General features: G+C 74.2%; 18 protein-coding genes. 8 read left to right on the forward strand and 10 right to left on the reverse strand.

Annotated elements, in window-relative coordinates; all coding sequences use genetic code 11:
• Nucleotides 1–49: 49 nt before the first annotated feature.
• Nucleotides 50–1774, reverse strand: a complete 1725-nt coding sequence (locus ADEH_RS19070; RefSeq protein WP_041453702.1) for a DUF4388 domain-containing protein — start codon at nucleotides 1772–1774, stop codon at nucleotides 50–52.
• A gap of 137 nt (nucleotides 1775–1911) precedes the next feature.
• Here ADEH_RS19070 and ADEH_RS19075 point away from each other — a divergent pair, with 137 nt between their 5' ends.
• Nucleotides 1912–2853, forward strand: coding sequence for a diacylglycerol/lipid kinase family protein (locus ADEH_RS19075; protein ID WP_011422738.1), 942 nt, complete (start codon nucleotides 1912–1914; stop codon nucleotides 2851–2853).
• 66 nt (nucleotides 2854–2919) lie between these two features.
• A complete protein-coding gene (locus ADEH_RS19080; protein WP_011422739.1) occupies nucleotides 2920–3690 on the forward strand; it encodes a Stp1/IreP family PP2C-type Ser/Thr phosphatase in 771 nt (256 codons plus the stop codon).
• A gap of 14 nt (nucleotides 3691–3704) precedes the next feature.
• Here ADEH_RS19080 and ADEH_RS19085 read toward each other — a convergent pair whose 3' ends face one another.
• Nucleotides 3705–4742, reverse strand: a complete 1038-nt coding sequence (locus tag ADEH_RS19085; RefSeq protein WP_011422740.1) for a sugar phosphate nucleotidyltransferase — start codon at nucleotides 4740–4742, stop codon at nucleotides 3705–3707.
• A gap of 20 nt (nucleotides 4743–4762) precedes the next feature.
• Between ADEH_RS19085 and ADEH_RS19090 the strand changes: the two genes are divergently transcribed.
• Entirely contained in the window at nucleotides 4763–5956 is a 1194-nt protein-coding gene (locus tag ADEH_RS19090) for an MFS transporter (RefSeq protein WP_011422741.1), read from the forward strand.
• A gap of 12 nt (nucleotides 5957–5968) precedes the next feature.
• On the opposite strand, the gene ADEH_RS19095 is transcribed toward ADEH_RS19090, so the two are convergent.
• The 4 genes from ADEH_RS19095 to ADEH_RS19110 are packed head-to-tail and all read right to left on the reverse strand — an operon-like array spanning nucleotide 5969 to nucleotide 10466.
• Nucleotides 5969–6571, reverse strand: coding sequence for a 3'-5' exonuclease (locus ADEH_RS19095; protein ID WP_011422742.1), 603 nt, complete (start codon nucleotides 6569–6571; stop codon nucleotides 5969–5971).
• 20 nt (nucleotides 6572–6591) lie between these two features.
• The gene (locus tag ADEH_RS19100) at nucleotides 6592–8403 is read right to left on the reverse strand and encodes a DUF294 nucleotidyltransferase-like domain-containing protein (RefSeq protein ID WP_011422743.1); all 1812 of its coding nucleotides are present in this window, start codon (nucleotides 8401–8403) and stop codon (nucleotides 6592–6594) included.
• Between the two features lie 53 nt (nucleotides 8404–8456).
• Nucleotides 8457–10205, reverse strand: a complete 1749-nt coding sequence (locus tag ADEH_RS19105) for a sodium:solute symporter family protein (protein WP_011422744.1) — start codon at nucleotides 10203–10205, stop codon at nucleotides 8457–8459.
• A 3-nt stretch (nucleotides 10206–10208) separates the two neighbouring features.
• Nucleotides 10209–10466: a DUF4212 domain-containing protein gene (locus ADEH_RS19110; protein WP_011422745.1), complete on the reverse strand. Its 258-nt coding sequence runs from the start codon at nucleotides 10464–10466 to the stop codon at nucleotides 10209–10211.
• Between the two features lie 347 nt (nucleotides 10467–10813).
• Between ADEH_RS19110 and ADEH_RS19115 the strand changes: the two genes are divergently transcribed.
• Complete coding sequence (locus ADEH_RS19115) at nucleotides 10814–12505, forward strand: MFS transporter (protein ID WP_011422746.1); 1692 nt, start codon at nucleotides 10814–10816, stop codon at nucleotides 12503–12505.
• A 169-nt stretch (nucleotides 12506–12674) separates the two neighbouring features.
• On the opposite strand, the gene ADEH_RS19120 is transcribed toward ADEH_RS19115, so the two are convergent.
• Both ADEH_RS19120 and ADEH_RS19125 read right to left on the reverse strand, forming a co-directional pair.
• The gene (locus tag ADEH_RS19120) at nucleotides 12675–14075 is read right to left on the reverse strand and encodes a serine/threonine protein kinase (protein ID WP_041453703.1); all 1401 of its coding nucleotides are present in this window, start codon (nucleotides 14073–14075) and stop codon (nucleotides 12675–12677) included.
• A gap of 5 nt (nucleotides 14076–14080) precedes the next feature.
• Nucleotides 14081–14827: a metallophosphoesterase family protein gene (locus ADEH_RS19125; RefSeq protein ID WP_041453969.1), complete on the reverse strand. Its 747-nt coding sequence runs from the start codon at nucleotides 14825–14827 to the stop codon at nucleotides 14081–14083.
• Nucleotides 14828–15285: 458 nt separating this feature from the next.
• On the opposite strand from ADEH_RS19125, the gene ADEH_RS19130 reads away from it, so the two are divergent.
• A complete protein-coding gene (locus ADEH_RS19130; RefSeq protein WP_011422750.1) occupies nucleotides 15286–15630 on the forward strand; it encodes a DUF485 domain-containing protein in 345 nt (114 codons plus the stop codon).
• 28 nt (nucleotides 15631–15658) lie between these two features.
• Nucleotides 15659–17284, forward strand: a complete 1626-nt coding sequence (locus ADEH_RS19135) for a solute symporter family protein (RefSeq protein ID WP_011422751.1) — start codon at nucleotides 15659–15661, stop codon at nucleotides 17282–17284.
• 114 nt (nucleotides 17285–17398) lie between these two features.
• Here the strand turns inward: ADEH_RS19135 and ADEH_RS19140 are convergent, their stop codons facing one another.
• The gene (locus ADEH_RS19140) at nucleotides 17399–19078 is read right to left on the reverse strand and encodes a methyl-accepting chemotaxis protein (protein ID WP_011422752.1); all 1680 of its coding nucleotides are present in this window, start codon (nucleotides 19076–19078) and stop codon (nucleotides 17399–17401) included.
• Between the two features lie 252 nt (nucleotides 19079–19330).
• On the reverse strand, nucleotides 19331–20377 hold the full coding sequence (locus ADEH_RS19145; RefSeq protein WP_011422753.1) for an aminoglycoside phosphotransferase family protein: 1047 nt from the start codon (nucleotides 20375–20377) through the stop codon (nucleotides 19331–19333).
• A gap of 113 nt (nucleotides 20378–20490) precedes the next feature.
• On the opposite strand from ADEH_RS19145, the gene ADEH_RS19150 reads away from it, so the two are divergent.
• Both ADEH_RS19150 and ADEH_RS19155 read left to right on the forward strand, forming a co-directional pair.
• Nucleotides 20491–21870, forward strand: coding sequence for a pyridoxal-phosphate dependent enzyme (locus ADEH_RS19150; RefSeq protein WP_011422754.1), 1380 nt, complete (start codon nucleotides 20491–20493; stop codon nucleotides 21868–21870).
• Between the two features lie 27 nt (nucleotides 21871–21897).
• The gene (locus ADEH_RS19155) at nucleotides 21898–23070 is read left to right on the forward strand and encodes a cystathionine gamma-synthase (RefSeq protein WP_011422755.1); all 1173 of its coding nucleotides are present in this window, start codon (nucleotides 21898–21900) and stop codon (nucleotides 23068–23070) included.
• Nucleotides 23071–23073 lie beyond the last annotated feature (3 nt).

Below are 23073 nucleotides of genomic sequence, written 5' to 3' on the forward strand. Positions count from 1 at the left end.
CGGAACCCGGGGACAGCGCGCGCCCGGCGGCGATCCGGGCGCGGGACGATCAGCGCCCGCGCCGCTCGGCCCGCCGCGCCTCGAGGTTGCGGAGCTCGCGCAGCGCGTCGGCGTTGCGCGGGTTCGCCGCGACCGCCGCGCGGAACATGCGCTCGGCCTGGCCCACGTCGCCTTCCTCGCGCGCCAGCACGCCGGCGACCTGGCACACGCGATCGCTCGCGGCGCCGCCGGGCTCGGCCAGCGCCTGCTCGACGAGCGCGCGGGCCCGGTCGAGATCGCGGCGCTGCGCGTCGGCCACGTAGGTGTGCGCGAGGGCGGCGAGGTACTCCGGGCGCGGGTCGGCGCGCACCGCCGACTCGTAGAAGCCGCGCGCGCGCGCCAGGTCGCGCGTGCGCAGGCAGGCCTCGCCCTTCTGGAAGTCCACCCGCGCCGACCCGGCCTGCGCCGGCGTCACGCCGTGCGCGCCCCGCACCGCGAGGTACGCGGCCCGCTTGCGGTCGTCGGAGAGCGTCTCGTACGCCTCGTTCACCGCGGTGAAGAAGTCGCGCACCTGCTCGGAGAGGTCGGCGAGCGCCGGCGCGGCGAAGCGGTCGGGGTGGAACTGGCGCGCGAGCTGGAGGAAGGCGCGCTTCACGTCGTCGCGGCCGGCGGTCGGCGCGAGGCCGAGGCGGGCGAACAGGTCGCGCTCCCGCGCGCGCGGCGCGGCGGCGAGCAGCGCGGCCCGGAGCGCGGCCTCGGGCGAGCCCGGCGGCTCGGCGGCCGGCGGCGGCGGGGCGGCAGGACCCGCGGGGATCGCGGCCGCGGCGGGCCGCGCCGCCGCGGCGGGGGGCCGCCCGGCGAACGGGCCGATGCCCATGTTGCGCATGGCCTGCTGCAGCAGGCGCTGCCGCCGCTCCCGCGCCTCGGCCGGATCGCTGCGGCGCGCCGGGGCGGCGGGCGGCGGGGGCGGCGCGGCGACCGGCGCGGGCGCCTCGGAGCGCGGGGGCGCGATCGGCCCGGGCTCCGGCTCGATGTCGAGCACCAGGTCCGCCGCGGTCTCGCCGCTCGGCTGCCGCCCGGTGGCCGGCACCGCCAGCCCGAGCAGCAGCAGCGCGGCGAGCACGGCGCGCGCGCGCTCGGGCTCCACCTCGGTGCCGGCGAAGAAGCCCTCCAGCGTGGCGGACGGGGAGAGCCGGCGCAGCAGCGCCTGCTCCGCCGCGGTCCAGCGGAAGGCGCCGGCCACCTCCGCGTACCCGGACGCGAGCCGCACCGCCTGGTGCGCCAGCGGCTGCAGCGCCGACACCACCAGCGCGCCGGCCTGCGGCCGCTCCAGCGCGTCCACGATGGTGCGCAGCGGGGACAGCCGGCTGCCGCGCGTCCACTCCGGGACCGGCGCGGCGGCGTCGAAGCGGAACGCGCCCGCCTCGAGCGCCGCGATCAGCGCGAAGTAGCCGGCCTGCTGCTCGGCGAGCATCCGGTCCACGTCGGCGCGCGACACCGCGCCCATCTCCACCAGGAGCTCGCCCTGCGGGCGGCGGGTGGACGCCATGAGGCCCAGGCTGCGCGAGAGCGCGTCGATGTCGATGAGCCCCGCCTGCAGGAGCAGCAGCCCGAGCGGACGGAACCCGCTCACCACCTGCGCCCCGACCGGCCGCCCGTCGCGCAGCCACAGCCGCGAGGTGCCGCCCTCGTGCGCCACCTCGAGCAGGCCGGTGGCGCGCTCGTTCAGCGCCTCGAGCAGGATCGCCGCGAGCGGCGTGCGGGACAGGTCGCCCGGGACCTCGAGGACGCTCATTCGCGACATCTTACCGCGGCCCGGCGCCGTACGCTCCCGGTGCGGCCGCGGGGGCGTTTTCGGTTTGACCCGGCCGCGCCCGCGCCGCAGAGTCGGCGACCGGGGCGGCACCGGGGATCCACCTGGGACGGGTCGGCATGGGCGGCATCGGCATCGTGAACAACCCGCGATCGCGGCGGAACCGGCGCGATCCGCGCCTGGGCGACCGGCTGCGCGCGCGGCTGGGCGACGCGGGCGAGGTGGTGGACGCCGCCACGCCCGACGAGCTGGCCCGCGCCGTGGAGCGGTTCCGGGCGCGCGGGGTGGACGTGCTCGGGATCGGCGGCGGCGACGGCACCGCGCACGTGGTGCTCTCGGCCTTCGCCGACGCGTACGGCGACGCGCCGCTGCCGCAGGTGCTGCTCCTGCGCGCCGGGGCCATGAACACCGTGGCGCACGGCAACGGCGTCCGCGGCGGCCCGGAGGCCATCCTCCGCGCGGTGCTGGGCCGCCGCGCGCAGGGGATTCCCCTCGCCACCGTCGAGCGCGACCTGCTCCGCGTCGAGGCGGACGGCGTCCCCCCCCGCCACGGGTTCATCTTCGGCACCGGCGCGGTGGTGGCGTTCCTGGAGGCCTACTACGCGACCGGCCGCCCCTCCCCGCTGACCGCGGGGCTCCTGCTCGCGCGCGCGGCCGGCTCGGCGCTGGTGCGCGGCCCGTTCGCGGCGTCGCTCACCCGCCGCGATCCGCTGCGGGTGTGGAGCGACGGGGAGGAGTGGACCGACGCGCGCTACCTCGCGCTCGTGGCCGGCTCCACGCCGGACATCGGCTTCGGCTTCCGGGCGTTCCACCGGTGCGGCGAGCAGCCCGGCTCCTTCCACGCGGTCGGGGTCACCGCCAGCCCGCTGCAGATCGCGCTCGCGCTGCCGCGCATCCGCGCGGGGCGGCCGTGGAAGCGGCGGCACGCGCAGGACGAGGTGGCCCGCGAGCTGCGCGTGGAGGGCGACGGCCTGCGCTACACGGTGGACGGCGACCTGTACGGCCCGGTGCGGGCGGTGCGGATCTCGACCGGTCCGGGCGTCGAGCTGGTGGTGCCCTGACCGCGTTTTCCCGGGCAGATCCTTTTGACCGCTGAGGGGGTCGCGACTAACCTTCCCGGTCCCACCATGCGCCTGAGCCACGCGGGAGCGAGCGACGTCGGGCGGAAGCGCGCCCACAACGAGGACGCCTTCCTGCTCCTCCCGGAGGAGCAGCTCTACTGCGTCGCGGACGGGATGGGCGGCCACGCCTCCGGCGAGGTGGCGGCCCGCATCGCGGTCGAGGAGATGGCCGAGTTCTTCCGGATCACCGGCCGCGACGACGAGGCCACCTGGCCCTTCCGGCCGGACCCGGCCCGGGACGCCGACGAGAACCGGCTCCTCACCGGCGTGAAGCTCGCGAACCTGCGCATCCACGAGCGGGCCCGGGCCGACGAGCGGCTCCACGGCATGGGCACCACGCTCGTGGCGGCGCAGTTCCCCCGCGACGGGCGCGAGGTGCTGGTCGGCCACGTCGGCGACAGCCGCGCGTACCTGTTCCGCCGCGGGGCGCTGCGACAGCTCACCGAGGACCACTCGCTGCTCAACGACTTCCGGCGCACGCGCCAGCTCACGCCCGCCGAGATCGAGGCGTTCCCGCACAAGAACGTGATCGTCCGCGCGCTCGGCATGAAGGAGTCGGTCGAGGTGGACCTGCTCCGCGAGCCGCTCGAGGACGGCGACGTGGTGCTGCTCTGCTCCGACGGCCTGTCCGGGATGGTGCCGGACGCGCGCATCGCCGAGGTGCTGCGCGCGGTGCCCGGCGACCTCCGCCGCGCGGCGCAGGCGCTGGTGGACGCCGCGAACTCCGCCGGCGGCGCCGACAACGTGACGTGCGTCCTGGTGCAGGCCCAGGGCTAGGGCCGCAGCGAGCGTCAGCCGCCCCGCACCCGATCCGCCCCGGCGGCGACCGCGTCCTCGACGCGCTCGCCCGGCGCGAGCGCGGTGCCCGCCCACAGCACCGCCCGGCGCACCGCGGCGCCGGCGGGCACGCGGCAGCCGGGCCCCACCACCGCGCCCGGCCCGATCTCGGCGCCCGCGGCCACGTCCGCGCCGGCGCACACCAGCGCCGGCCCGGCGAGCCGCGCGCCCGGGTCCACCCGCGCGCCGCCCGCGACCCAGACGCCCGGCAGGCGCTCGGCCGCGCCGGCGAACGGCTCCGCCCCCGGGAAGCGCGCCAGCGGCACGCGTCCGGCGAGCAGGTCGCGGTTCGCCTCGAGGTAGCGCTCCGGCGTGCCGAGGTCGTTCCAGTAGCCGGCGGCGACGTGGCCGCGGATCGCCCCCGACGCCATGAGCGGCGGGTAGACGTGGCGGTTCACGTCCGCCTCGAACGGCTCGGCCGGCACCGCGTCGAGCAGCGCCGCCGAGAGCACGTGCACGCCGGAGAAGTGCCAGGGCGCGAGCCCCTCCCCGCCCGGCCCGAACCGCCCCGCGATGCGCCGCACCGCGCCGCCCGCGTCCACCTCGACCGCCGCGTAGCGCGCGCCGGCGGGCATGGGGAGCAGCACCATGGTGGCGAGCGCGCCGGACGCGCGGTGCGCGGCGAGCGCGGCGCCGAGGTCCACGTCGAACAGCACGTCGCCGTTCACGAGCAGGAGCGCGTCCGCGCCCCGGAGCGCCGCCCGCGCCTCGCGGAGCGCGCCGCCGGTCCCGGCGATGACCGGCTCGCGCGAGACGGTGAGCGAGAGCCCGAGCGCGCGCGCGGCCGCCCCGGCCTCCGCGGCCATGGCGTCCGGCAGGTGGTGCACGTTGACGACGGCGCGGCGCACGCCGGCCCCGGCCAGCAGCGCCAGCGAGTAGCGGACGAGCGGCACCCCGCACACCGGCACCGCCGGCTTCGGCACGCGCGCGGTGAGCGGCCGCAGCCGCGTCCCGAGCCCGGCACAGAGGACCATCCCGGCGAGGTCGCCCATGGTAGACGCGAGTCTAACCGATGGCCTCCGCCGCGCGACTCCGGCTCATGTACTTCCTGTACTACGGGAACGTGGGGGTGGCGCAGCCGTACCTGGCCGCGTACCTGCGCGGCCTGGGGTTCAGCGGCGAGCAGATCGGCGCGGTGCAGATGATCCCGTCGCTGCTCGCGCCGGTGGTGGCGATGTCCTGGGCCACGTTCGCCGACCGCCACGCCACGCCGGCGCGCGGGCTGCGCCTCGCCACCGCCTGGAGCGCGCTCTGCGTCCTGGCGCTGCCGTTCGCGCGCACGCCGGCGGCGGTCGGCGCGGTGCTGGTCGCGGCCGCGCTCGGCGACCGCGCCTACGTGCCGCTGCTCGACTCGGTGACGCTGGAGCACACCCGGGCGCGGCCGGAGCGGTCCTACGCGTCCGTCCGGCTGTTCGGGTCGATCGGGTTCGTGGTGCTGGCGCTCGCCGCCGGCCGCGCGCTCACGCTGCGCGGCAACCGCCCCGCCGACCTGCTCGTGCCGTCGCTCATGACCGCGCTGGTGGCCGGCTACGCGCTCGCGGCGCGGCGCCTGCCCGCGCACGCCGGGCCGCCCCAGGCCGATCGCCCGGGGCCGCGCGACATGCTCGCGCTGCTCCGCCGGCCGGCGCTGCCGCTCCTGCTCGGCGCGTGCGCGGTGCACTGGGCCGCCTGCGCGCCCTACCACCTGCTGTTCGGCGTGTACGTGCGCGACCTCGGCCTGCCCGCCGACGTGACCGGGCTCGGCACCGCGGCGGGCGTGGCGGCCGAGATCGGGGTGCTGCTCCTGTTCCCGAGGCTCGAGCGGCGCCTGTCGCTGCGCGGGCTGCTCGCCGCCTCGTTCCTGGGCTCGGCGGTGCGCTGGGCGCTGCTCTGGCGCGCCGAGGGCGCGGCGGCGATCGTGCTGCTGCAGCTCCTGCACGGCCTCACCTTCGGCCTGTTCTGGGCCGCGGCCATGAAGGGCATGGCGGAGGTGGTGCCGGCGCGGCTCCGCGCCACCGGCCAGGCGCTGTTCAGCGCGGTGGTGTTCGGGGCCGGCAACGGGATCGGGTTCGCGCTCTCGGGCGCCGCCTACGACCGGCTCGGCTCGGTGGCCCCGCTGTTCGCGGGGGCGGCGCTGCTGGAGCTCGCGCTGGTGGGCGTGGGCCTCGCCGCGGCCGGCGCGCTGGCGGCGGCGCGCGCCCGCGGGGCGGGGCCGGCGGCGCCGTGATCGCGCACGCGGTCAGGTGAGCTCGCGCAGCCGCCGGGCGCCGAGCGCCTCGCGCAGCACCAGGAACAGCTCGGCGGTGGCGACCGCGTCGGTGAGCGCGTCGTGCGCCTGGTAGTCGGGGAGCCCGAGCCGGCGCCGCGCCGCCGAGAGGTTCAGCACCGGCGGGTCGGCCGGCAGCTCCGGGAAGCGCCGCCGCTCGCGCGCGTCGAGGCGGAGCAGCAGCTTCACCGTGTCCACCACCGGCGGCGCCGGCCAGCGCAGCCCGGCCGCCCGGAACGCGCGCTTCAGGAACCCGAGCTCGATGGGCGCGTGGTGGACGAGCAGGACCGCGCCGCGGAGGCGGCGCTCGAGCTCCGGCAGGACCTCCGCGAGCGCCGGGGCGCCGCGCGTGTCGCCGGCCACGAGCTGGTGCGCCTGCACCGAGCGCGGGCTCACCGCCTTCCCCTGCTCCGGGCGGACCAGCGTCCGGTACGCCTCGCCGAGCCGCAGGTGCCCCTCGCGCACGGGGAGCATGCCCACCGCGAGGATGGCGTCGCGCCGCGCGTCGAGGCCGCCCGTCTCGAGGTCGAGCGACCAGTAGACGGCGGACTCCCAGGGCGGCGACGAGAAGAGCATCGAGGGGATGGTAGCAGCGGTCAGAAATCCGTCTTGAAGTGGAACGCGGCGCGGTCCTGGAGCGTCTTGACGGCGCGCAGCGCGTCCTTGAGCCGCGAGCGCTCCATGGCGCTCAGCGCCGCCAGCGCCGCCTCGTTCGAGGGCGGGCGGCCCTCGGCCACGGCGCGGAGCTGGAGGCGCAGGCGCAGGCCGTTCAGGAAGCGGAACCCCTCCGCGGCCGCCGCGACCGCGTCGCCGTCCAGGATGCCGGCGTCGCGGGCGGCCTCCAGCCGCTCCAGCGTCCCGCGCGCCTCGGTCCGCAGCTCCAGGCCGTAGCAGCGCGCCACCGCCACCACCGCCGCGATCCCCTGCAGCTTCAGGTCCACCGTGGTCGAGCCGCCGCGCAGGCGCAGCAGCAGCGACGCGGGCGGGCGGAAGCCGAGCGCGGCGCGGGCCAGGAAGCGCAGGAGCACCGGGCGGTCCACCGCGGTCGCGATCACCGCGTCGAGCGGCGCGAGATCGAGCCGGCCGGCCACCCGGCGGTAGTCGAAGAAGATGGCCGCCTCGAGCAGCGCCTGCGGCCCCGGCGCGTCGAGCCACCCGTCGAACCGGCCGCGCCACTCCGCCATCGGCCCCACCCAGCGGCGGGCCATGTAGCCGCCCGGGCAGGCCGGGAACCCGGCCAGCTCGAGGTCCGCGTTCACGCGCTCGGCCAGCACCTCGTACCAGGCGCGCCGCGCCTCGCCCTCGTCCGCGTAGACGAGCGCGTTGTCCTGGTCGGTGAGCAGCGTCTGCTCGCGGCGCCCCTCCGAGCCGAGCGCGAGCCAGGCGTAGGGCGCGGGCGGCTCGCCCAGGTCGGCCTCGGCGAAGCGCAGGATCCGGTGCACCAGCGCGTCGTTGAGGCGCGCCACGAAGCCGGCGATCGCGGCGGCGTCGAGCCCGCCGGCGAGCAGCGCGCCCGCCATCTCGGCCACCCGCCGCCCGTAGCCCGCCAGGCTCTCGCGCGTCGAGACGCGCTCCACCCCGCGCAGCACGGCCATGGGGCCCTGCGCCGAGGCGCGGAGCAGCTCGCCCGAGGTGAGCACGCCCACGATGTCGCCGCCGCGGGTGACCGGCAGGTGGTGCACCCGGGCGTCGAGCGCCAGGCCCCAGGCCTCGTGGATGGGCGCGGTCGCGGGGGTGGTGCGGAGCGGCGAGGTGGCGATGCGCGCGAGCGGGGTGTCCGGCCCGAGCCCCTCGGCGAGCACGCGGTTCCGGAAGTCGTGGTCGGTGGCGATCGCGGGCGGGTCGGCGCGGAGCAGCACCGAGGAGACGCCCTCCGCGCGCATGAGGCGGGCCGCGTCGCCCACGGTGGCGTCCGCCGCGATCCAGACCGGCGTGCGGCGCACCAGGTCGCCCACCTGGCGGGAGAGGTCGGCCTGGAAGGTGGTGATGGCGGAGTGCTCGAGGCTCGACTTGAGCCGCTCGGCCAGCCCCACCGCGAAGTGCGAGGCGAACTGCGCGTCGCCGAGCAGGCGCTGGAACTCGGCGTCGGGCAGGCGGTACGCGAGCAGGTCGTCCTCGACCACCACGTCGATGGTGGCCTTGCGCGTGATGAGCGAGGTGTAGCCGAAGGTCTCGCCCTCCTCGAGCACCTGCAGGAGCTGGCCGTCGCGCTCGAGCCGCACCGCGCCCTTGCGGATCACGTACAGGTGCGCGAGCGGCTCGCCCCCCACCCGCGCCAGCCGCGAGCCCGCCGGGTAATAGCCCACCTCCAGCGAGGCGGCCGCCGCGTCGAACAGCGGCTGCGGCAGCGCGTGGAACGGGGGCGTCGCCCGCAGGTACGAGACCGGGTCGAGCGCGGCCGCCGCCATCCCGCGAGGATAGCGGGGCGCGGCGCCCGCGTCACGGCGCCCGCCCGCCGTCGTCAGCGGCGCTCGCCGGCGCGGAGCGCGGTGGGCGCCGGCGCCGGGCGCACCGGCTCCCGCGGATAGCGGAGGTTCGTGACCAGGTCCTGCACCGCCTGCGGCGGGGCCGGCGTGCGCAGGGAGACGGCGACCAGGACCGTCAGGTTCACCAGCATGCCCACCGTCCCGAACCCCTGCGGCGAGATCCCCAGCCACCAGTGCGCCGGGACGTCCAGCTCCGGGTGCCAGAACTTGAACCAGTGGACGTACGCGGTGGTCACCGCGAGCCCGCTCAGCATCCCGGCGATGGCGCCCTCGCGCGTGGCGCGCCGCCAGAAGATCCCGGCCACCAGCACCGGGAAGAAGGACGAGGCCGCCAGCCCGAACGCGAGCGCCACCACCTCGGACACGAAGCCGGGCGGGTGGACGCCCAGCCAGCCCGCCACCAGCACCGCCACGGTGGCCGCCCCGCGCGCCCAGGCCAGCTCGCCGCGCTCGGAGACGCGCGGGATCCACATTCCCTTCACCAGGTCGTGCGCCACCGCCGCCGAGATGACGAGCAGGAGCCCCGCCGCGGTGGAGAGCGCCGCCGCGAGCGCGCCCGCCGCCACCAGCCCGACCACCCAGGGCGGCAGCCCGGCGATCTCCGGGTTCGCGAGCACCAGCACGTCGGGGTCGATCCGCACCTCGTTGCGGGCGGGGTCGCCGGAGAGGCGCATCACCCCGTCGCCGTCGCGATCGGTGAAGCGCACCAGGCCGGTGCGCTCCCAGTCCGCCACCCAGGCCGGCGCGTCGGCGTGGCGCTTGCCGTTCAGCGACTGGATCGCCCCGGCCCGCGCGAAGGCGGCCACCGCGGGCGCGGTGGTGTAGAGCAGCGCGATGAACAGGAGCGCCCAGGCGGCCGAGGCGCGCGCGTCGCGCACCTTCGGCACGGTGAAGAACCGGATGATGATGTGCGGCAGCCCGGCCGTGCCGATCATGAGCGCGAGCGTGCTGAACAGCACGTCGATGCGGGGCCGCGTGCCGGCGGTGTAGCGGCCGAAGCCGAGGTCCTCGCCGATCCGGTCGAGCGCCTGGAGCAGGTGCACCCCCGGCTCGACCCCGAGGATCCGGGCGCCCTCCGCGCTGACCCGCCCGCCGAGGCCGAGCTGCGGCACCGGGTTCCCGGTGAGCATGATCGACACGTAGATGGCCGGCACCAGGTACGCGGCGATGAGCACGACGTACTGGGCCACCTGCGCGTAGGTGACGCCCTTCATCCCGCCCAGCACCGCGTAGAACAGCACGATGGCCATGCCGAGCAGCACGCCGCGCTCGACCGGCACGTCCAGGAAGCGCGCGAACACCACCCCCACCCCGCGCATCTGCCCGGCCACGTAGGTGAACGAGACGAACACCGCGCACACCACGGCCACGCCGCGCGCCGAGCGCGAGTAGTACCGCTCGCCCACGAACTGCGGGACCGTGTACTTGCCGTACTTCCGCAGGTACGGGGCGAGCAGCACCGCCAGCAGCACGTAGCCGCCGGTCCAGCCCATCAGGAAGATCGAGCCGTCGCGGCCGAGCAGCGCCACCACCCCGGCCATCGAGATGAACGACGCCGCGGACATCCAGTCCGCGCCGGTGGCCATCCCGTTCAGCAGCGGGCTGACCTGCTTCTCCGCCACGTAGTACGCGCTCGTGGTCCGCGCGCGGCCCCACAGGCCGGCGAGCGCGTAGAGCGCGAACGACGCGGCGACCAGCACCCAGGTCCAGGCGACGGGGCCCACGCCTCAGTCCTCGAACACGCCGTGGGCGCGGTCGAGCCGGTTCGCGATCGCGACGTACGCCGCCACCAGCAGCACGAACACGAGCTCCGCGCCCTGCTGCCCGAACCAGAAGCCGAGCGGGAAGCCGCCGAGGTGGAACGCGTCGAGCGCGTCGGCGAACAGGATGGCGGCGCCGCACGACACCGCGAGCCAGATCGCCAGGATCGCGGCGACGGTGCGCAGGTTGGCCCTCCAGTACGCGTCCCGGCGATCCCGTTCCATGCGAGCCCTCCCGCGCGGCGTCCGGACGTCCCGGGCCCGAGACTACCCTGCCTGCGGCGTTCTGGCCTCTCCTGGGGCGCCGGATCCGGCCGCCTGGCCCCGGCCGGGCGCAACAATCGTCCGACCGGTGCACCTCTTGCGCCTACGCGCCGCGTCAACAGCCCAACTCGGCGTAGCTGCGCGATAATTCTCGCGCCCAACATGGGGGTTTCATCGCAGTTCGTGCGCGCAGGGACTGCGCCATGCGCGGTATTTGCGCGTTGGCCGTTGTAAACGCCGAATCCGGTGTGCTACCTCGTACCTCAGGCCACGCGGCTGGCGTCCCAACCTCACCGTGGAGGAAGAAAATGTCCGTGTCGTCGGCATCCCCTGTCCGACCTGTCCCCCCCGATTCCGGCGCACGCGCCGGCATCACCCGCGAAGAGAAGATGGTCATCTTCGCGTCGTCCCTCGGCACCGTCTTCGAGTGGTACGACTTCTACCTGTACGGCTCGCTCGCGGCGATCATCAGCAAGCAGTTCTTCGCAGGCGTGGACGAGCGCACCGGCTTCATCTTCGCGCTCCTCGCCTTCGCCGCCGGCTTCGCCGTGCGGCCCTTCGGCGCGGTGGTGTTCGGCCGGCTCGGCGACATGATCGGCCGGAAGCACACCTTCCTGCTCACCATCCTCATCATGGGCGGCTCGACGGCAATCGTCGGCATGCTCCCCAGCTACGCCACCATCGGCGTGCTGGCGCCCATCATCCTCATCTCCATGCGCATGCTGCAGGGCCTCGCGCTCGGCGGTGAGTACGGCGGCGCGGCCACCTACGTCGCCGAGCACGCGCCCCCGGGCCGGCGCGGCAACTTCACGAGCTGGATCCAGACCACCGCCACCCTCGGCCTGTTCCTCTCGCTCCTCATCATCCTCGGCACCCGCATCGGCCTGGGCAACGAGGCGTTCGAGAAGTGGGGCTGGCGCGTCCCGTTCCTGCTCTCGCTCATCCTGCTCGGCATCTCCGTCTACATCCGCCTCCAGCTGAACGAGTCGCCGGTGTTCAAGCGGATGAAGGAGGAGGGCAAGGCCTCGAAGGCCCCGCTCACCGAGTCCTTCCTGCGCTGGAACAACCTGAAGATCGTCCTGATGGTGCTGTTCGGCGGCGTCGCCGGCCAGGCGGTGGTCTGGTACACGGGCCAGTTCTACGCGCTGTTCTTCCTCCAGCAGACGCTGAAGGTGGACCCGACCGCGTCGAACTACATGATCGCGGCCTCGCTGATCATCGGCACACCGTTCTTCATCGTGTTCGGCACGCTCTCGGACAAGATCGGCCGCAAGCGGATCATCATGGCGGGCTGCGTGCTCGCCGCGCTGACCTACTTCCCCATCTTCAAGGGCATCACGAAGTACGCGAACCCGGCGCTGGAGCACGCGCAGGCGACGAACCCCGTGACGGTGGTCGCCGATCCCAAGGACTGCAGCTTCCAGTTCGACCCGATCGGCAAGGCCAAGTTCACGAAGTCCTGCGACGTCGCCAAGGCCTCGCTCGCGAAGAAGGGCGTGCCGTACCGCAACGAGGAGGCGCCCGCGGGCACCGTCGCCACCATCAAGATCGGCGAGGTGTCGGTCGCGAGCTTCGCCGGCAACACGCTCTCGCCGGCCGACTTCAAGACGCAGAACGCCGCGTTCGAGAAGGCGCTCGGCGGCGCCATCACGACCGCCGGGTACCCCGCCAAGGCGGACATGAACCAGGTGAACTACGTGATGGTCGTGCTGCTCCTGACCATCCTGGTCATCTACGTGACCATGGTGTACGCGCCGATCGCGGCGTGGCTGGTCGAGCTCTTCCCGGCTCGCATCCGCTACACCTCGATGTCGCTGCCGTACCACATCGGCAACGGCTGGTTCGGCGGCTTCCTGCCGACCATCTCGTTCGCGATGGTCGCCGCCAGCGGCGACATCTACTACGGCCTCTGGTACCCCATCGTCATCGCGCTCATCACCGCGGTCCTCGGCACCCTCTTCATGCCCGAGACCAAGGATCGCGACATCAACCACGAGTAGCATGAGCGGCGCGCAGTTCGGGATGATGGCCGGTGGCCTGGCCGTGCTGGGCCCCGTCATCTGGGGAGTGGCGGAGGTCACCAGCAGGTAGTCGCCGCTCGTGCCGGGGCCGGACGTGCACATCCCGCACGTCCGGCCCCTTCCCTTTCTCCGGGCGGGGGCGCGGGGCTCAGCGCCGGCCGGGCGGGCGCACCAGCGTCACGGTGCACGGCGCCTCGAGCGCGACCTTCGTCGCGACGGTGCCGAGGATCCCGCGCAGCGGCACGTCGGGCGGGGGCGCGCCGATCACCAGGTGCTCGACGCCGTTCGCGCGCGCGTAGTCCACCAGCGCCTGCGCCGGATCGCCGGACTCGATCACGTGCAGCGAGACCTGCCCGGCCTCGAGGGCCAGCGGCTCGGCCCAGTGGCGCAGCAGCGCCAGGTGCTTGATGCGCTGGTGCGCGGCGGTCTCGTCGGCGCTCGAGCCGCCCAGCTCCGGGGTGGGCCGGATGACCGTGGCCACCGCCAGCCGCCGCGCGTCCTGCAGCGACAGGAGCCGCCGCACCGTCTGGCGGATGGCCTCGAACTGCGCCTCGTTGGTGTGCTGCGTGGCGATGCAGGCCAGCACGATGGCCGCCCCGGACAGCTCGGTGGACGGGAGCGCCAGCGGCGCCGGCTCGTAGCCGGCCGCCTTGATCCAGCGGCGGAACAGCGTGAGCGGCCCGGCGGCGCGGCGGCGCCGCCCGCGCTCCGTGATCGCCACCTGGTCCGGGTGCGCCAGGTCGAACGCGACCTGCGCGGCCGAGGCGTGGCGGCGGCCCGCGTCCGGCTCGAGGCACCGCAGCACCAGCTCCTGGAACCACTCCGGCAGCGCCGGCACCAGGGCCCGCGGCGGCGTCGGGTCGCGGTACAGCCGCCGGCGCAGGCCGCCCGGCGTGGTGGGCGCGCCGAACGGCAGCCGGCCGGTGGCGAGCTCGTACAGCACCACCCCGAGCGCGAACAGGTCGCTGCGCGGGTCGCTCCGCGCGCCGACCACCTGCTCCGGCGCGATGTACGGCGCCGAGCCGATGGGGCGCCGGAACTCCTCGGCGAGGAGGTCCGGGTAGTGGGCGTGGTGCGCGAGCCCGAAGTCCACCAGCACCGCCTCGCCGGTGGGCCGGAACACCACGTTGGCCGGCTTCAGGTCGAGGTGGATCGCCTCCTGCTGGTGGAGATCGTGGAGCGCGGTGGCGAGCGCGATCCCGATGCGCACCACCTCGTCGAGCGGGACCGGCTCGTCGCCGACCCACTCCTTGAGCGAGCGGCCGCGGACCTCCTCCATCACCAGGTAGGGCTGCCGCTCCAGGTCGCCGGCGGCCACGAAGCGCGGCACGTGCGGCCCCTTCAGCGCGGCGAGCACCGTCTGCTCCACCTCGAAGGAGATCACGCTGCTGGCCGGCTCCCCCGGGCCGAGCCGGGGGATCTTCATGATCATGGGGAAGCCGGGGTCGGGGCCGGTGACCCGGTAGATGACGCCCATGCCGCCGGCGTGGAAGCGCTCGCCGATGCGGAAGCCGTCCACCACGTCGCCGGGCCCGGGCAGATCGCTCACCGGTCTCACTCTCCGTGCGCGAGGCGCTGCGCGAGCCGCTCGGGCAGCCCGGCCGCGCGCACCTTGGCGGCGGCCGCCGGCCAGTCGTAGGGGACGCGGTGGAAGGTGATGGACGCGCGCGCCACGTCCACGATGGCGTAGCACGCCGCGGTGTTCCCGTCGCGGGGCTGGCCCGCCGAGCCCACCACCGCCAGCCATCGGCGGCGCGGCGGGGCCGGGATGGCCACCCCGGGGACCGGCCGGAACGCCACCGGCCGGTCGGCGGCCCCGGTGTAGTAGAGCACCGGCTCGTGCACGTGCCCGCAGAACACGTAGGGCGCGCCCGCCGCGGCCAGGCTCCGCTGCGCGTGCAGCGGGTCGGTCACGTAGGCCCACTCCCCCGGCGCGTCGGCGCTGGCGTGCACCAGCACCAGCGGGTCGCGCCGGATCACCAGCGGCAGGCCGCCGAGGAACGCGCGCGCCGCCGGCCCGAGCCGCTCGCGGGTCCACCGCACCGCCTCCTCGGCGGTGGGGTTCATGGTGGCCGCCTCGCGCGGCTCGATCACCGCGGCGTCGTGGTTGCCGAGCACCACCAGCGCGCCGCGCTCCGCGTGCGCCTGCACCAGCTCCAGCACCGCCACCGGATCGGCGCCGTAGCCCACCAGGTCGCCGAGGAACGCGTGGCCGTCCACGCCCGCCGCCTCCGCGTGCGCGAGGCAGGCGGTGAGCGCCTCCAGGTTCGCGTGCACGTCGGCGAACAGCGCCAGCCTCATGCCCACCCCCGAGCCGCGTGGCCGCGGCGGACCGCCGGTCCGGCCCCGCCGGCCAGCATAGCAAGCGCAGCCGGTGCGGCCGCGGCGCGCCAGCCTTGCGCCACCGGCCGGGCGTGCGGCCGACCGCCTCCCCCGTTGCGGCGCCGCGTTCTCACGCAGCGTGCGTGTTGACCCGGGCGCGACGCAAAGCGTTCGCGCAAGCGGTGCGTCGCAGGCGAATCATCGACCCGGAGCGGCGACGTCGATTGATCAACGTCAGCAATTCGCGCAATTTTGTGCGCGGGCGCCACTATCGTTCGCGCATTTCGTGCTGTAGGCTTGCCGCTCGAAACACCCGAGCCCACGATGTGCGACTTCCCCACGCAATCGCGGTCCTCGGGGAGAAGCCCGGCTGACTTGTCGCACTGCACTTTCGAGAGATGCCCGGCGCGTTCGCGCAGGCTTCCAAGGAGAGTCAAATGGCAGAACCGGCACGGAGCGGTCCCAGCACGGATTCCAGGGGCAACAAGAGCGCGCTCCAGGTCCTCGATTCGCCCGACTTCAAGGCACTCGTGAAGAAGCGCTGGAGCGTCAGCATGGTGCTGCTCGCCCTGCTGTTCGTGACCTACTACGGGTTCATCCTGCTGCTCGCGACGAACAAGGCGTTCGTCACGCAGAAGGTCGGCGAGGTCACCACGCTCGCGATCCCGCTCGGCGTGGCGGTGATCATCTTCGCCTGGCTGCTCACCGCCTACTACGTGGGCTGGGCCAACAAGTCGTACGACCCAGAGGTCGAGCGGCTGAAGTCGCAGCTGAAGCGCTGACCCGGATCGCACCAGGAGACCCGTGACCATGACCCACCTCGGCGTGATCCAGCAGCTCGTCCTCCAGCAGGCGCAGCAGGCGGCGCCCCAGGCGACCACCACCCTCGGGAAGCCGACCGTCGCCTCCATCGGCTTCTTCTTCCTGATCGTGGCGGTGACGCTCGTCATCACCTACTTCGCCGCGAAGAAGACCAAGACCTCCTCCGAGTTCTACGCCGCCGGCCGCAGCGTGTCGGCGCTCCAGAACGGCTTCGCCCTGGCCGGCGACTACATGTCCGCGGCCTCGTTCCTCGGCATCTCCGGCATGGTCGCCCTGAAGGGCTACGACGGCATGATCTACGCCACCGGCTGGCTCGTCGGCTGGCCGGCGCTCATGTTCCTCGTGGCCGAGCCGCTCCGCAACCTCGGCAAGTTCACCTTCGCCGACGTGGTCGCGTTCCGCCTGCGGCAGAAGCCGGTCCGCATCGCGGCGGCCATCGGCGGCATCCTGACGGTGCTCTTCTACACCATCGCCCAGATGGTGGGCTCCGGCGCCCTCATCCAGCTCATGTTCGGCCTGAAGTACGAGATCGCCGAGATCATCGTCGGCGTGGTCATGCTCGCGTACGTGCTGTTCGGCGGCATGCTCGCCACGACCTGGGTGCAGATCATCAAGGCCGGCCTGCTGCTGTTCGGCGTGACCATCCTCACCGGCCTCGTGCTCGCGAGGTTCGGCTTCAACCCGGGCAACCTCTACAAGGCGGTGGTGGACCAGTACGGCCAGCCCTCGCTCGAGCCGGGCGGCTTCGTCGCGAACCCGGTGGAGGCGGTCTCCCTGGGCCTCGCGCTCATGTTCGGCCTGCTCGGCCTGCCGCACATCCTGATGCGCTTCTACACCGTCCCGGACGCCAAGGCGGCCCGCAAGTCGGTGCTCTACGCCACCGGCCTCATCGGCTACTTCTACCTGATCATCCCGATCGTCGGCTTCGGCGCGGCGGTGCTCACCCCCGGCGGGCGCGCGTTCATCACCTCGATCGACAAGGGCGGCAACATGGCCTCGCCGATCCTGGCGGAGCAGCTGCTCGGCTCCGGCTTCCTCGGCTTCATCGCGGCGGTCGCGTTCGCGACCATCCTCGCGGTGGTGGCCGGCCTCACGCTGGCCGGCGCGTCGGCCTACTCGCACGACATCTACGTGAACGTCATCAAGGGCGGGCACGCGACGGAGGAGGAGCAGGTCAAGGCCGCCAAGACCGCCACCGTTGTGTTCGGCATCTTCGCGGTGGGCCTGGGCATCCTCTTCAAGGGCCAGAACGTGGCCTTCATGGTGGGCCTCGCGTTCGCCATCGCGGCCAGCGCCAACTTCCCGGCGCTGCTCATGTCGATCGTCTGGAAGCGCTTCACCACCATGGGCGCGGTCTGGTCCATCCTGGTGGGCGCGTTCTCGTCCTGCATCATGATCCTGCTGTCGCCCACGGTCTGGGGCGAGGTGTTCCACCACCTCGACGCCGCCGGCAAGCCCTACGGCATCCTGCCGTGGAAGAACCCGGCCATCTTCTCGATGACGGCCGCGTTCGTCGCGGGCATCGTGGTGTCCCTCGTGACCGCCGACCAGGGCGCGCAGGACAAGTTCGAGGACGAGAAGCTCCGCACGTACCTCGGCGTCGGCGCCGAGTAGCGTCCCGGGCGGCGGCCCCTCCTCGACGCCGCCCCGAAGCCGCGCGGGCGGGCCCCTCCGGGCCCGCCCGTCTTCGTTTCGCCCTCGAGCGCCGGGCAGCGCGGCCCGCGCCGCCTAGAACCGCCGGAACTCGCCGTCGCCGACCTTGCCGTTGCGCGCGGCGAGCGCCGGGGCCTCGGGCGCGGCCGGCGCCGGCCGCGGCGCGGGGCGCGGCAGCGGCGCGGGAGCCGGCAGGCGCGGCACCGCGGCGTGCTGCGCGCGGGGGGCGGCCTGGCCGGGGGCGCGGTGATCGGCCGCGAGCTGGAAGAAGCTCATGAGCTGCTGCAGCGCCTCCGCCTGCGAGGCCATCTCCTCGGCGGTGGAGGACAGCTCCTCCGCGGCGGACGCGTTCCGCTGCGTGACCTGGTCCACCGTGGACATGGCCTTGGAGACCTGCGACACCCCGGCCGACTGCTCCTGCGAGGCGGCCGCCACCTCCTGCACCAGGTCGGACGTCTTGCGGATGGCCGGGAGCAGCTCGGCGATCATCTCGCCGGAGCGCACCGCCACCGCCACCGACGAGGACGCGAGCCCGCCGATCTCCTGCGCCGCCTTCTGGGCGCGCTCGGCCAGCTTGCGGACCTCCGTCGCGACGACCGCGAAGCCCTTGCCGTGCTCGCCGGCCCGCGCCGCCTCGATGGCCGCGTTCAGCGCGAGCAGGTTCGTCTGGTAGGCGATCTCCTCCACGATCCCGATCCGCTCGGCGATCGCGCGCATCGCCTCGACCGTCTCCTTCACCGCAGCGCCGCCGGCGTCGGCGCTGCGCACGCCCGACTTCGCCATCGCCTCCGACTGCCGGGCGGCCTCCGCGTTCTGCGTGATCGACGCGCTCATCTCCTCGAGCGACGAGGTGGTCTCCTCCACGCTCGCGGCCTGCTCGCCGGTGCCCTGCGAGAGGGACTGCGCCGTGGCCGACACCTGCGCCGACGCGCCGGTGAGCGCCTCCGCGCCGCCGCGCACCTCCGCGATCACCGTGGCGATGCGCTCCGCGGTGGCGCGCATGGCCGCCTGGAGCCGCCCGGCCTCGTCGGCCCGATCCACCGTGGGGAGCTCGCGCAGGTCGCCCTGCGCCATCCGCTCGAGCGCGACCACCACGCCGGCCACCGGCGTCACCACCGAGCGCGTGATGATCACGCTGAGCACGGCGCCGAACACCACCGCGGCGAGCAGCGTGAGGACCAGCGTGGTCCGCACCGACGACGCCACCCCGCCGATCACGCCGGCCTGGGCCTGCATCTGGCTCATGTGCTGCTCGGCCAGCGCGTCGGTCTCCTCCACCAGGGCCCGCACCGGCTCCTTGAAGGCGGCCGCCGCGGCGTTGCCGGAGTCGGTGGACCCGTGCTTGCCGGCCCGGATCTCGGCCAGGAGCCGCCCCATCCCCGCGGTGTACGCCTCGATCTGCCGCTGGATCGCCGAGATCCGCGCACGGTCCTCGCCGTCGGCGAGCCGATCCAGCTCGGCGAGCGCGGACCGGAGCGTCGAGAGCTCGCCCCCCCACCTCTGGGAGTAGTCGGCCACCTCGGCGGCGTCCTCGATGTTGATGAGGATGTCCTTCTCGAAGCGGCGCAGGCCCAGCACCGCGGCGCGGGCGTCGTCGGCGTGGCGCGCCATCTGCGCGTCGCCGGCCAGCATCGCCGAGGTGACCGCGGTGATGCGCTCGGTGCCCCAGTAGCCGGACGCGGCCACCGCCGCGGTCGTCAGCGCCATGAGGCCGAAGGCGAGGAGCAGGCGGACTCGGATCGACAGGTCTCTCACACATCCTCCCGGCGCGGACGCGCCAACGGCCCGGCCCCGAGTGCAAGCAGGCGCCCGCCCCGGCTGCGGCACCGCGCCGCACGCGCCGGGTGGAAGCCGGACGCCGGAACGCCCAGGTCCCGCACGCTTGGGACCGTCGGGGGCAGGTACCGTCGTCCCAGCCGCGATCGGGTATGGGTCAACCCAGGGTCCGCGGGACGGCCCCGTTCTTGCCCTGTCAGTGATGGCGCGCAGCGGCGCCCGGGGCGCGGCTCAGGGCGCCAGCTCGGGCACGTGGCGCGCGAGCACGCGCTGCAGCTCGGCCAGCTCGGGACGGCGCGCGAGCGCCTCGCGCACGTAGCGCAGCGAGGCCGGGATGGAGACCAGGAAGCCCGGGTTCCCCTTCACGCGGTCGATGAACACGAAGCGGCCGGCGTCCTTCAGCTTGCGCTGCACGGTGAGCAGGTCGAACGTGGCGCGGAACGGCCCGTACTCGAGCCGCGGTCCGCCGGCGGCGGCGAACCGGTCCAGCCAGCGGCGAAGCAGCGCCTCGATCAGCTCGGGCTCTAGCTCCACGTAGCTGTCGCGCAGCAGCGCCACGAGGTCGTACTGGCGTGGCCCGAGCAGCGCGTCCTGGAAGTCGATGACCGCCTGCGCGCCGGACGGCAGCACCATGATGTTGCGCGACTGGTAGTCGCGGTGGGTGAACCCGCGCGGCTCCGCCGCGAGCGCCGCGGCGATCCGGTCGAAGTCGCGATCGACCACCGCGCGCTCCTCCGGCGAGAGCCGCGCGCCCTTCCACGCCTCGAGCCCCCACTCCAGGAAGTGATCCAGCTCCCACCGGTACAGCTCCTCGTCGAACGCGCGCGTGAACGCGACGCACCCGCCCGGCCGGGCCTCGGCCGCGGCGCGGAGCCGGGCGAGCTGGTCGATGGCGTCCTCGTACAGGCGCGCCCGGGGCGCGCCGGCGAGCAGGCGGGTCTCGAGCATCTCGTCGCCGAGGTCCTCCAGCACCATCAGCCCCTCGGCCTCCTCGAAGGAGAGGATGGCGGGCACGCGCACGCCCAGGCCGGCCAGGTAGCGCTGCACGTCCACGAACGGGTTCACCGCGGGCGCGCCGCCCTTCGTGACCTCCTCCGGCTTCGCGTCCGGCGGCATCACCATGACCACGTGCGAGCGCGGGCGCTCGCCGACTCGCCAGTAGCTCCGCAGCGACGCGTGACCGGCCAGGCGCCGCACCGGCGCGCGGGAGACGTCCTCGCCGGTGGCGCGCGCCACCGCCGCGCGCACGCGGGCCTCGGTCTGCTCGGGTTCGCTCATGCCGTGGGCCTCTCCTCTGGCTCGCGCCGGACCGGTCCGGCGCGTTGACGGGGGTCACGCCGCCTGCCTATAACGCCGGGATTCCCGTCGATCTTTCCGGATCCGGAGCCCCCATGGCCTACCACGAGACCGTCCTCTCCGCGATCGGGCACACGCCGCTCGTCCGCCTGCAGAAGCTCACCGGTCCGGACGACGCGACCGTGCTCGTGAAGCTCGAGTACCTGAACCCCGGCGGCTCCATCAAGGACCGCATGGCGGTGCACATCCTCGAGAAGGCGGAGCGCTCCGGCCTGCTCCGGCCCGGCGGCACCATCGTCGAGAACACGAGCGGCAACACCGGCGTGGGCCTGGCCATGGCGGCGGCGGTGAAGGGGTACCGCTGCGTGTTCACCATGCCGGACAAGATGTCGAAGGAGAAGCAGGACACGCTGAAGGCGTTCGGCGCGAAGGTGATCGTGACGCCGACCAACGTGCCGGCCGACTCGCCCGACAGCTACTACTCGGTGGCGAAGCGCATCGCGGCGGAGACGCCCAACAGCTTCTACGTGAACCAGTACCACAGCCTCGACAACGTCGAGGCCCACTACCAGCTCACCGCCCCGGAGATCTGGGAGCAGACCGGCGGCCGCCTCGACGCGTTCGTGGCGGGCCTGGGCACCGGCGGGACCATGAGCGGCTGCGGGAAGTTCTTCAAGGAGAAGAACCCCGCCATCCTCAACGTCGGCGTGGACCCGATCGGCTCCGTGTACCACTCGATGTTCAAGACCGGGAAGCTCTCGCACCCCCACGTCTACAAGGTGGAGGGCATCGGCGAGGACATGATGTGCGGCGCCATGGACCTCTCGGTCCTCGACGACGTCCGCCAGGTGAACGACGCCGACTCCTTCGTGATGGCGCGGCGGCTCGCCCGCGAGGAGGGCGTCCTCGCCGGCGGCTCCTCCGGCGCGGCGGTGCACGTCGCGGTGAAGCTCGCGAAGGAGCTCGGCAAGGGCAAGGTGATCGTGGTGCCGCTGCCCGACGGCGGGCGCGCCTACATCTCGAAGTTCTACTCGGACGAGTGGATGCGCGACAACGGCTTCCCGGTGGGCGCGGGCGGCCCGGTGTCCGCGGCCACCGTGAAGGACGTGCTCGGCCGCCGCCGCGGCGAGGTCATCTCCGCGCGCAAGACCGACAAGGTCGAGGCGGTGGTGAAGAAGATGAAGGAGCACGACATCTCGCAGATGCCGGTGGTGGACGACACCGGCCGCGCCATCGGCATGATCCACGAGTACGACCTGCTCAACTTCCTCATCGAGGGGAAGCACCGCCTCACCGAGGTGGTCGAGCCGCTGGTGCAGCCGCTGCAGGGCGTGGTGGAGCCGGACACCGCCCTCGCCCGCCTGCGCGACATCTTCAACGACGACCACGTGGCGGTCGTGAAGGAGGGCGATCGGGTCACCGGCATCGTGACCAAGATCGACCTCATCGAGTTCCTGGCGCAGCGGCTCCGGTAGCCGCGCCGCCCCTCCCACGGAGCGACCATGGCCGACGCCGAGACGAAGCCCGGGTTCGACACCCTCGCCATCCACGCCGGCCAGGCGCCGGATCCGACCACCGGCGCGATCATGACGCCGGTGTACCTGTCCTCGACCTACGTGCAGGCCTCGCCGGGCGTGCACAAGGGGTTCGAGTACTCGCGCACCCGCAACCCGACCCGCGACGCGCTCCAGGGCTGCCTGGCGGCGCTGGAGGGCGGGCGGCACGCGCTCGCGTTCGCCTCGGGCCTGGCCGCCACCGACGCCATCCTCCACCTGCTGCAGTCGGGCGACCACGTGCTCGCCTCGGACGACGTGTACGGCGGCACCTTCCGCATCTTCGACAAGGTGTTCCGGCGCCACGGGCTGGAGTTCTCGTACGTGGACATGAGCGACCCGCGCAACGTGGAGCGCGGGCTGCGCCCGAACACGCGGCTGGTGTGGATCGAGAGCCCCACCAACCCGATGCTGAAGATCGTGGACCTCGCCGAGGTGGCGCGGATCGCGAGGACGCACGGGGCGCGCACGGTGGTGGACAACACCTTCGCCACCCCGTACTTCCAGCGGCCGCTCGAGCTCGGCATCGACCTCGTCGCCCACTCCACCACCAAGTACCTGAACGGCCACTCCGACGTGATCGGCGGGGCGGTGGTGACCTCCGACGACGCGCTGCACGAGCGGCTCGCGTTCCTGCAGAACGCGGTCGGCGGCGTGCCCGGGCCGCTCGACAGCTTCCTGGTGCTGCGCGGCCTGAAGACGCTGCACGTCCGCATGCAGCGCCACGCCGAGAACGCGCTGGCGCTGGCGCGCTTCCTCGACGGCCACCCGCAGGTGGAGCGGGTCACCTATCCGGGCCTGGCCTCGCACCCGCAGCACGCGCTCGCCGCCCGGCAGATGAAGGGCTTCGGCGGCATGCTCACGTTCGTGATCCGCGGCGGCCTGCCGGCGGCGCGCGCGTTCCTCGAGCACGTCCGGATCTTCGCGTGCGCCGAGTCGCTCGGGGGCGTGGAGAGCCTCATCGAGCACCCCGCGATCATGACCCACGCCTCGGTGCCGAAGGAGACGCGCGAGGCGCTCGGGATCGCGGACGGGTTCATCCGCGTGTCCGCCGGGATCGAGGCCGTGGACGACCTCCGCGAGGACCTCGAACGCGGCTTCGCCGCCGCGCGCCGCGCGTGACGG

Origin of the sequence: Anaeromyxobacter dehalogenans 2CP-C (assembly GCF_000013385.1) — a bacterium.
Classification (GTDB): Bacteria; Myxococcota; Myxococcia; order Myxococcales; family Anaeromyxobacteraceae; genus Anaeromyxobacter; species Anaeromyxobacter dehalogenans_B.

Coding starts and splice junctions, on each gene's coding strand:
- ADEH_RS19070 (WP_041453702.1), bottom strand. CDS start 1,774: ATGAGCGTCCTCGAGGTCCCGGGCGACCTGTCCCGCACGCCGCTCGCG.
- ADEH_RS19075 (WP_011422738.1), top strand. CDS start 1,912: ATGGGCGGCATCGGCATCGTGAACAACCCGCGATCGCGGCGGAACCGG.
- ADEH_RS19080 (WP_011422739.1), top strand. CDS start 2,920: ATGCGCCTGAGCCACGCGGGAGCGAGCGACGTCGGGCGGAAGCGCGCC.
- ADEH_RS19085 (WP_011422740.1), bottom strand. CDS start 4,742: ATGGGCGACCTCGCCGGGATGGTCCTCTGTGCCGGGCTCGGGACGCGG.
- ADEH_RS19090 (WP_011422741.1), top strand. CDS start 4,763: ATGGCCTCCGCCGCGCGACTCCGGCTCATGTACTTCCTGTACTACGGG.
- ADEH_RS19095 (WP_011422742.1), bottom strand. CDS start 6,571: ATGCTCTTCTCGTCGCCGCCCTGGGAGTCCGCCGTCTACTGGTCGCTC.
- ADEH_RS19100 (WP_011422743.1), bottom strand. CDS start 8,403: ATGGCGGCGGCCGCGCTCGACCCGGTCTCGTACCTGCGGGCGACGCCC.
- ADEH_RS19110 (WP_011422745.1), bottom strand. CDS start 10,466: ATGGAACGGGATCGCCGGGACGCGTACTGGAGGGCCAACCTGCGCACC.
- ADEH_RS19115 (WP_011422746.1), top strand. CDS start 10,814: ATGTCCGTGTCGTCGGCATCCCCTGTCCGACCTGTCCCCCCCGATTCC.
- ADEH_RS19125 (WP_041453969.1), bottom strand. CDS start 14,827: ATGAGGCTGGCGCTGTTCGCCGACGTGCACGCGAACCTGGAGGCGCTC.
- ADEH_RS19130 (WP_011422750.1), top strand. CDS start 15,286: ATGGCAGAACCGGCACGGAGCGGTCCCAGCACGGATTCCAGGGGCAAC.
- ADEH_RS19135 (WP_011422751.1), top strand. CDS start 15,659: ATGACCCACCTCGGCGTGATCCAGCAGCTCGTCCTCCAGCAGGCGCAG.
- ADEH_RS19145 (WP_011422753.1), bottom strand. CDS start 20,377: ATGAGCGAACCCGAGCAGACCGAGGCCCGCGTGCGCGCGGCGGTGGCG.
- ADEH_RS19150 (WP_011422754.1), top strand. CDS start 20,491: ATGGCCTACCACGAGACCGTCCTCTCCGCGATCGGGCACACGCCGCTC.
- ADEH_RS19155 (WP_011422755.1), top strand. CDS start 21,898: ATGGCCGACGCCGAGACGAAGCCCGGGTTCGACACCCTCGCCATCCAC.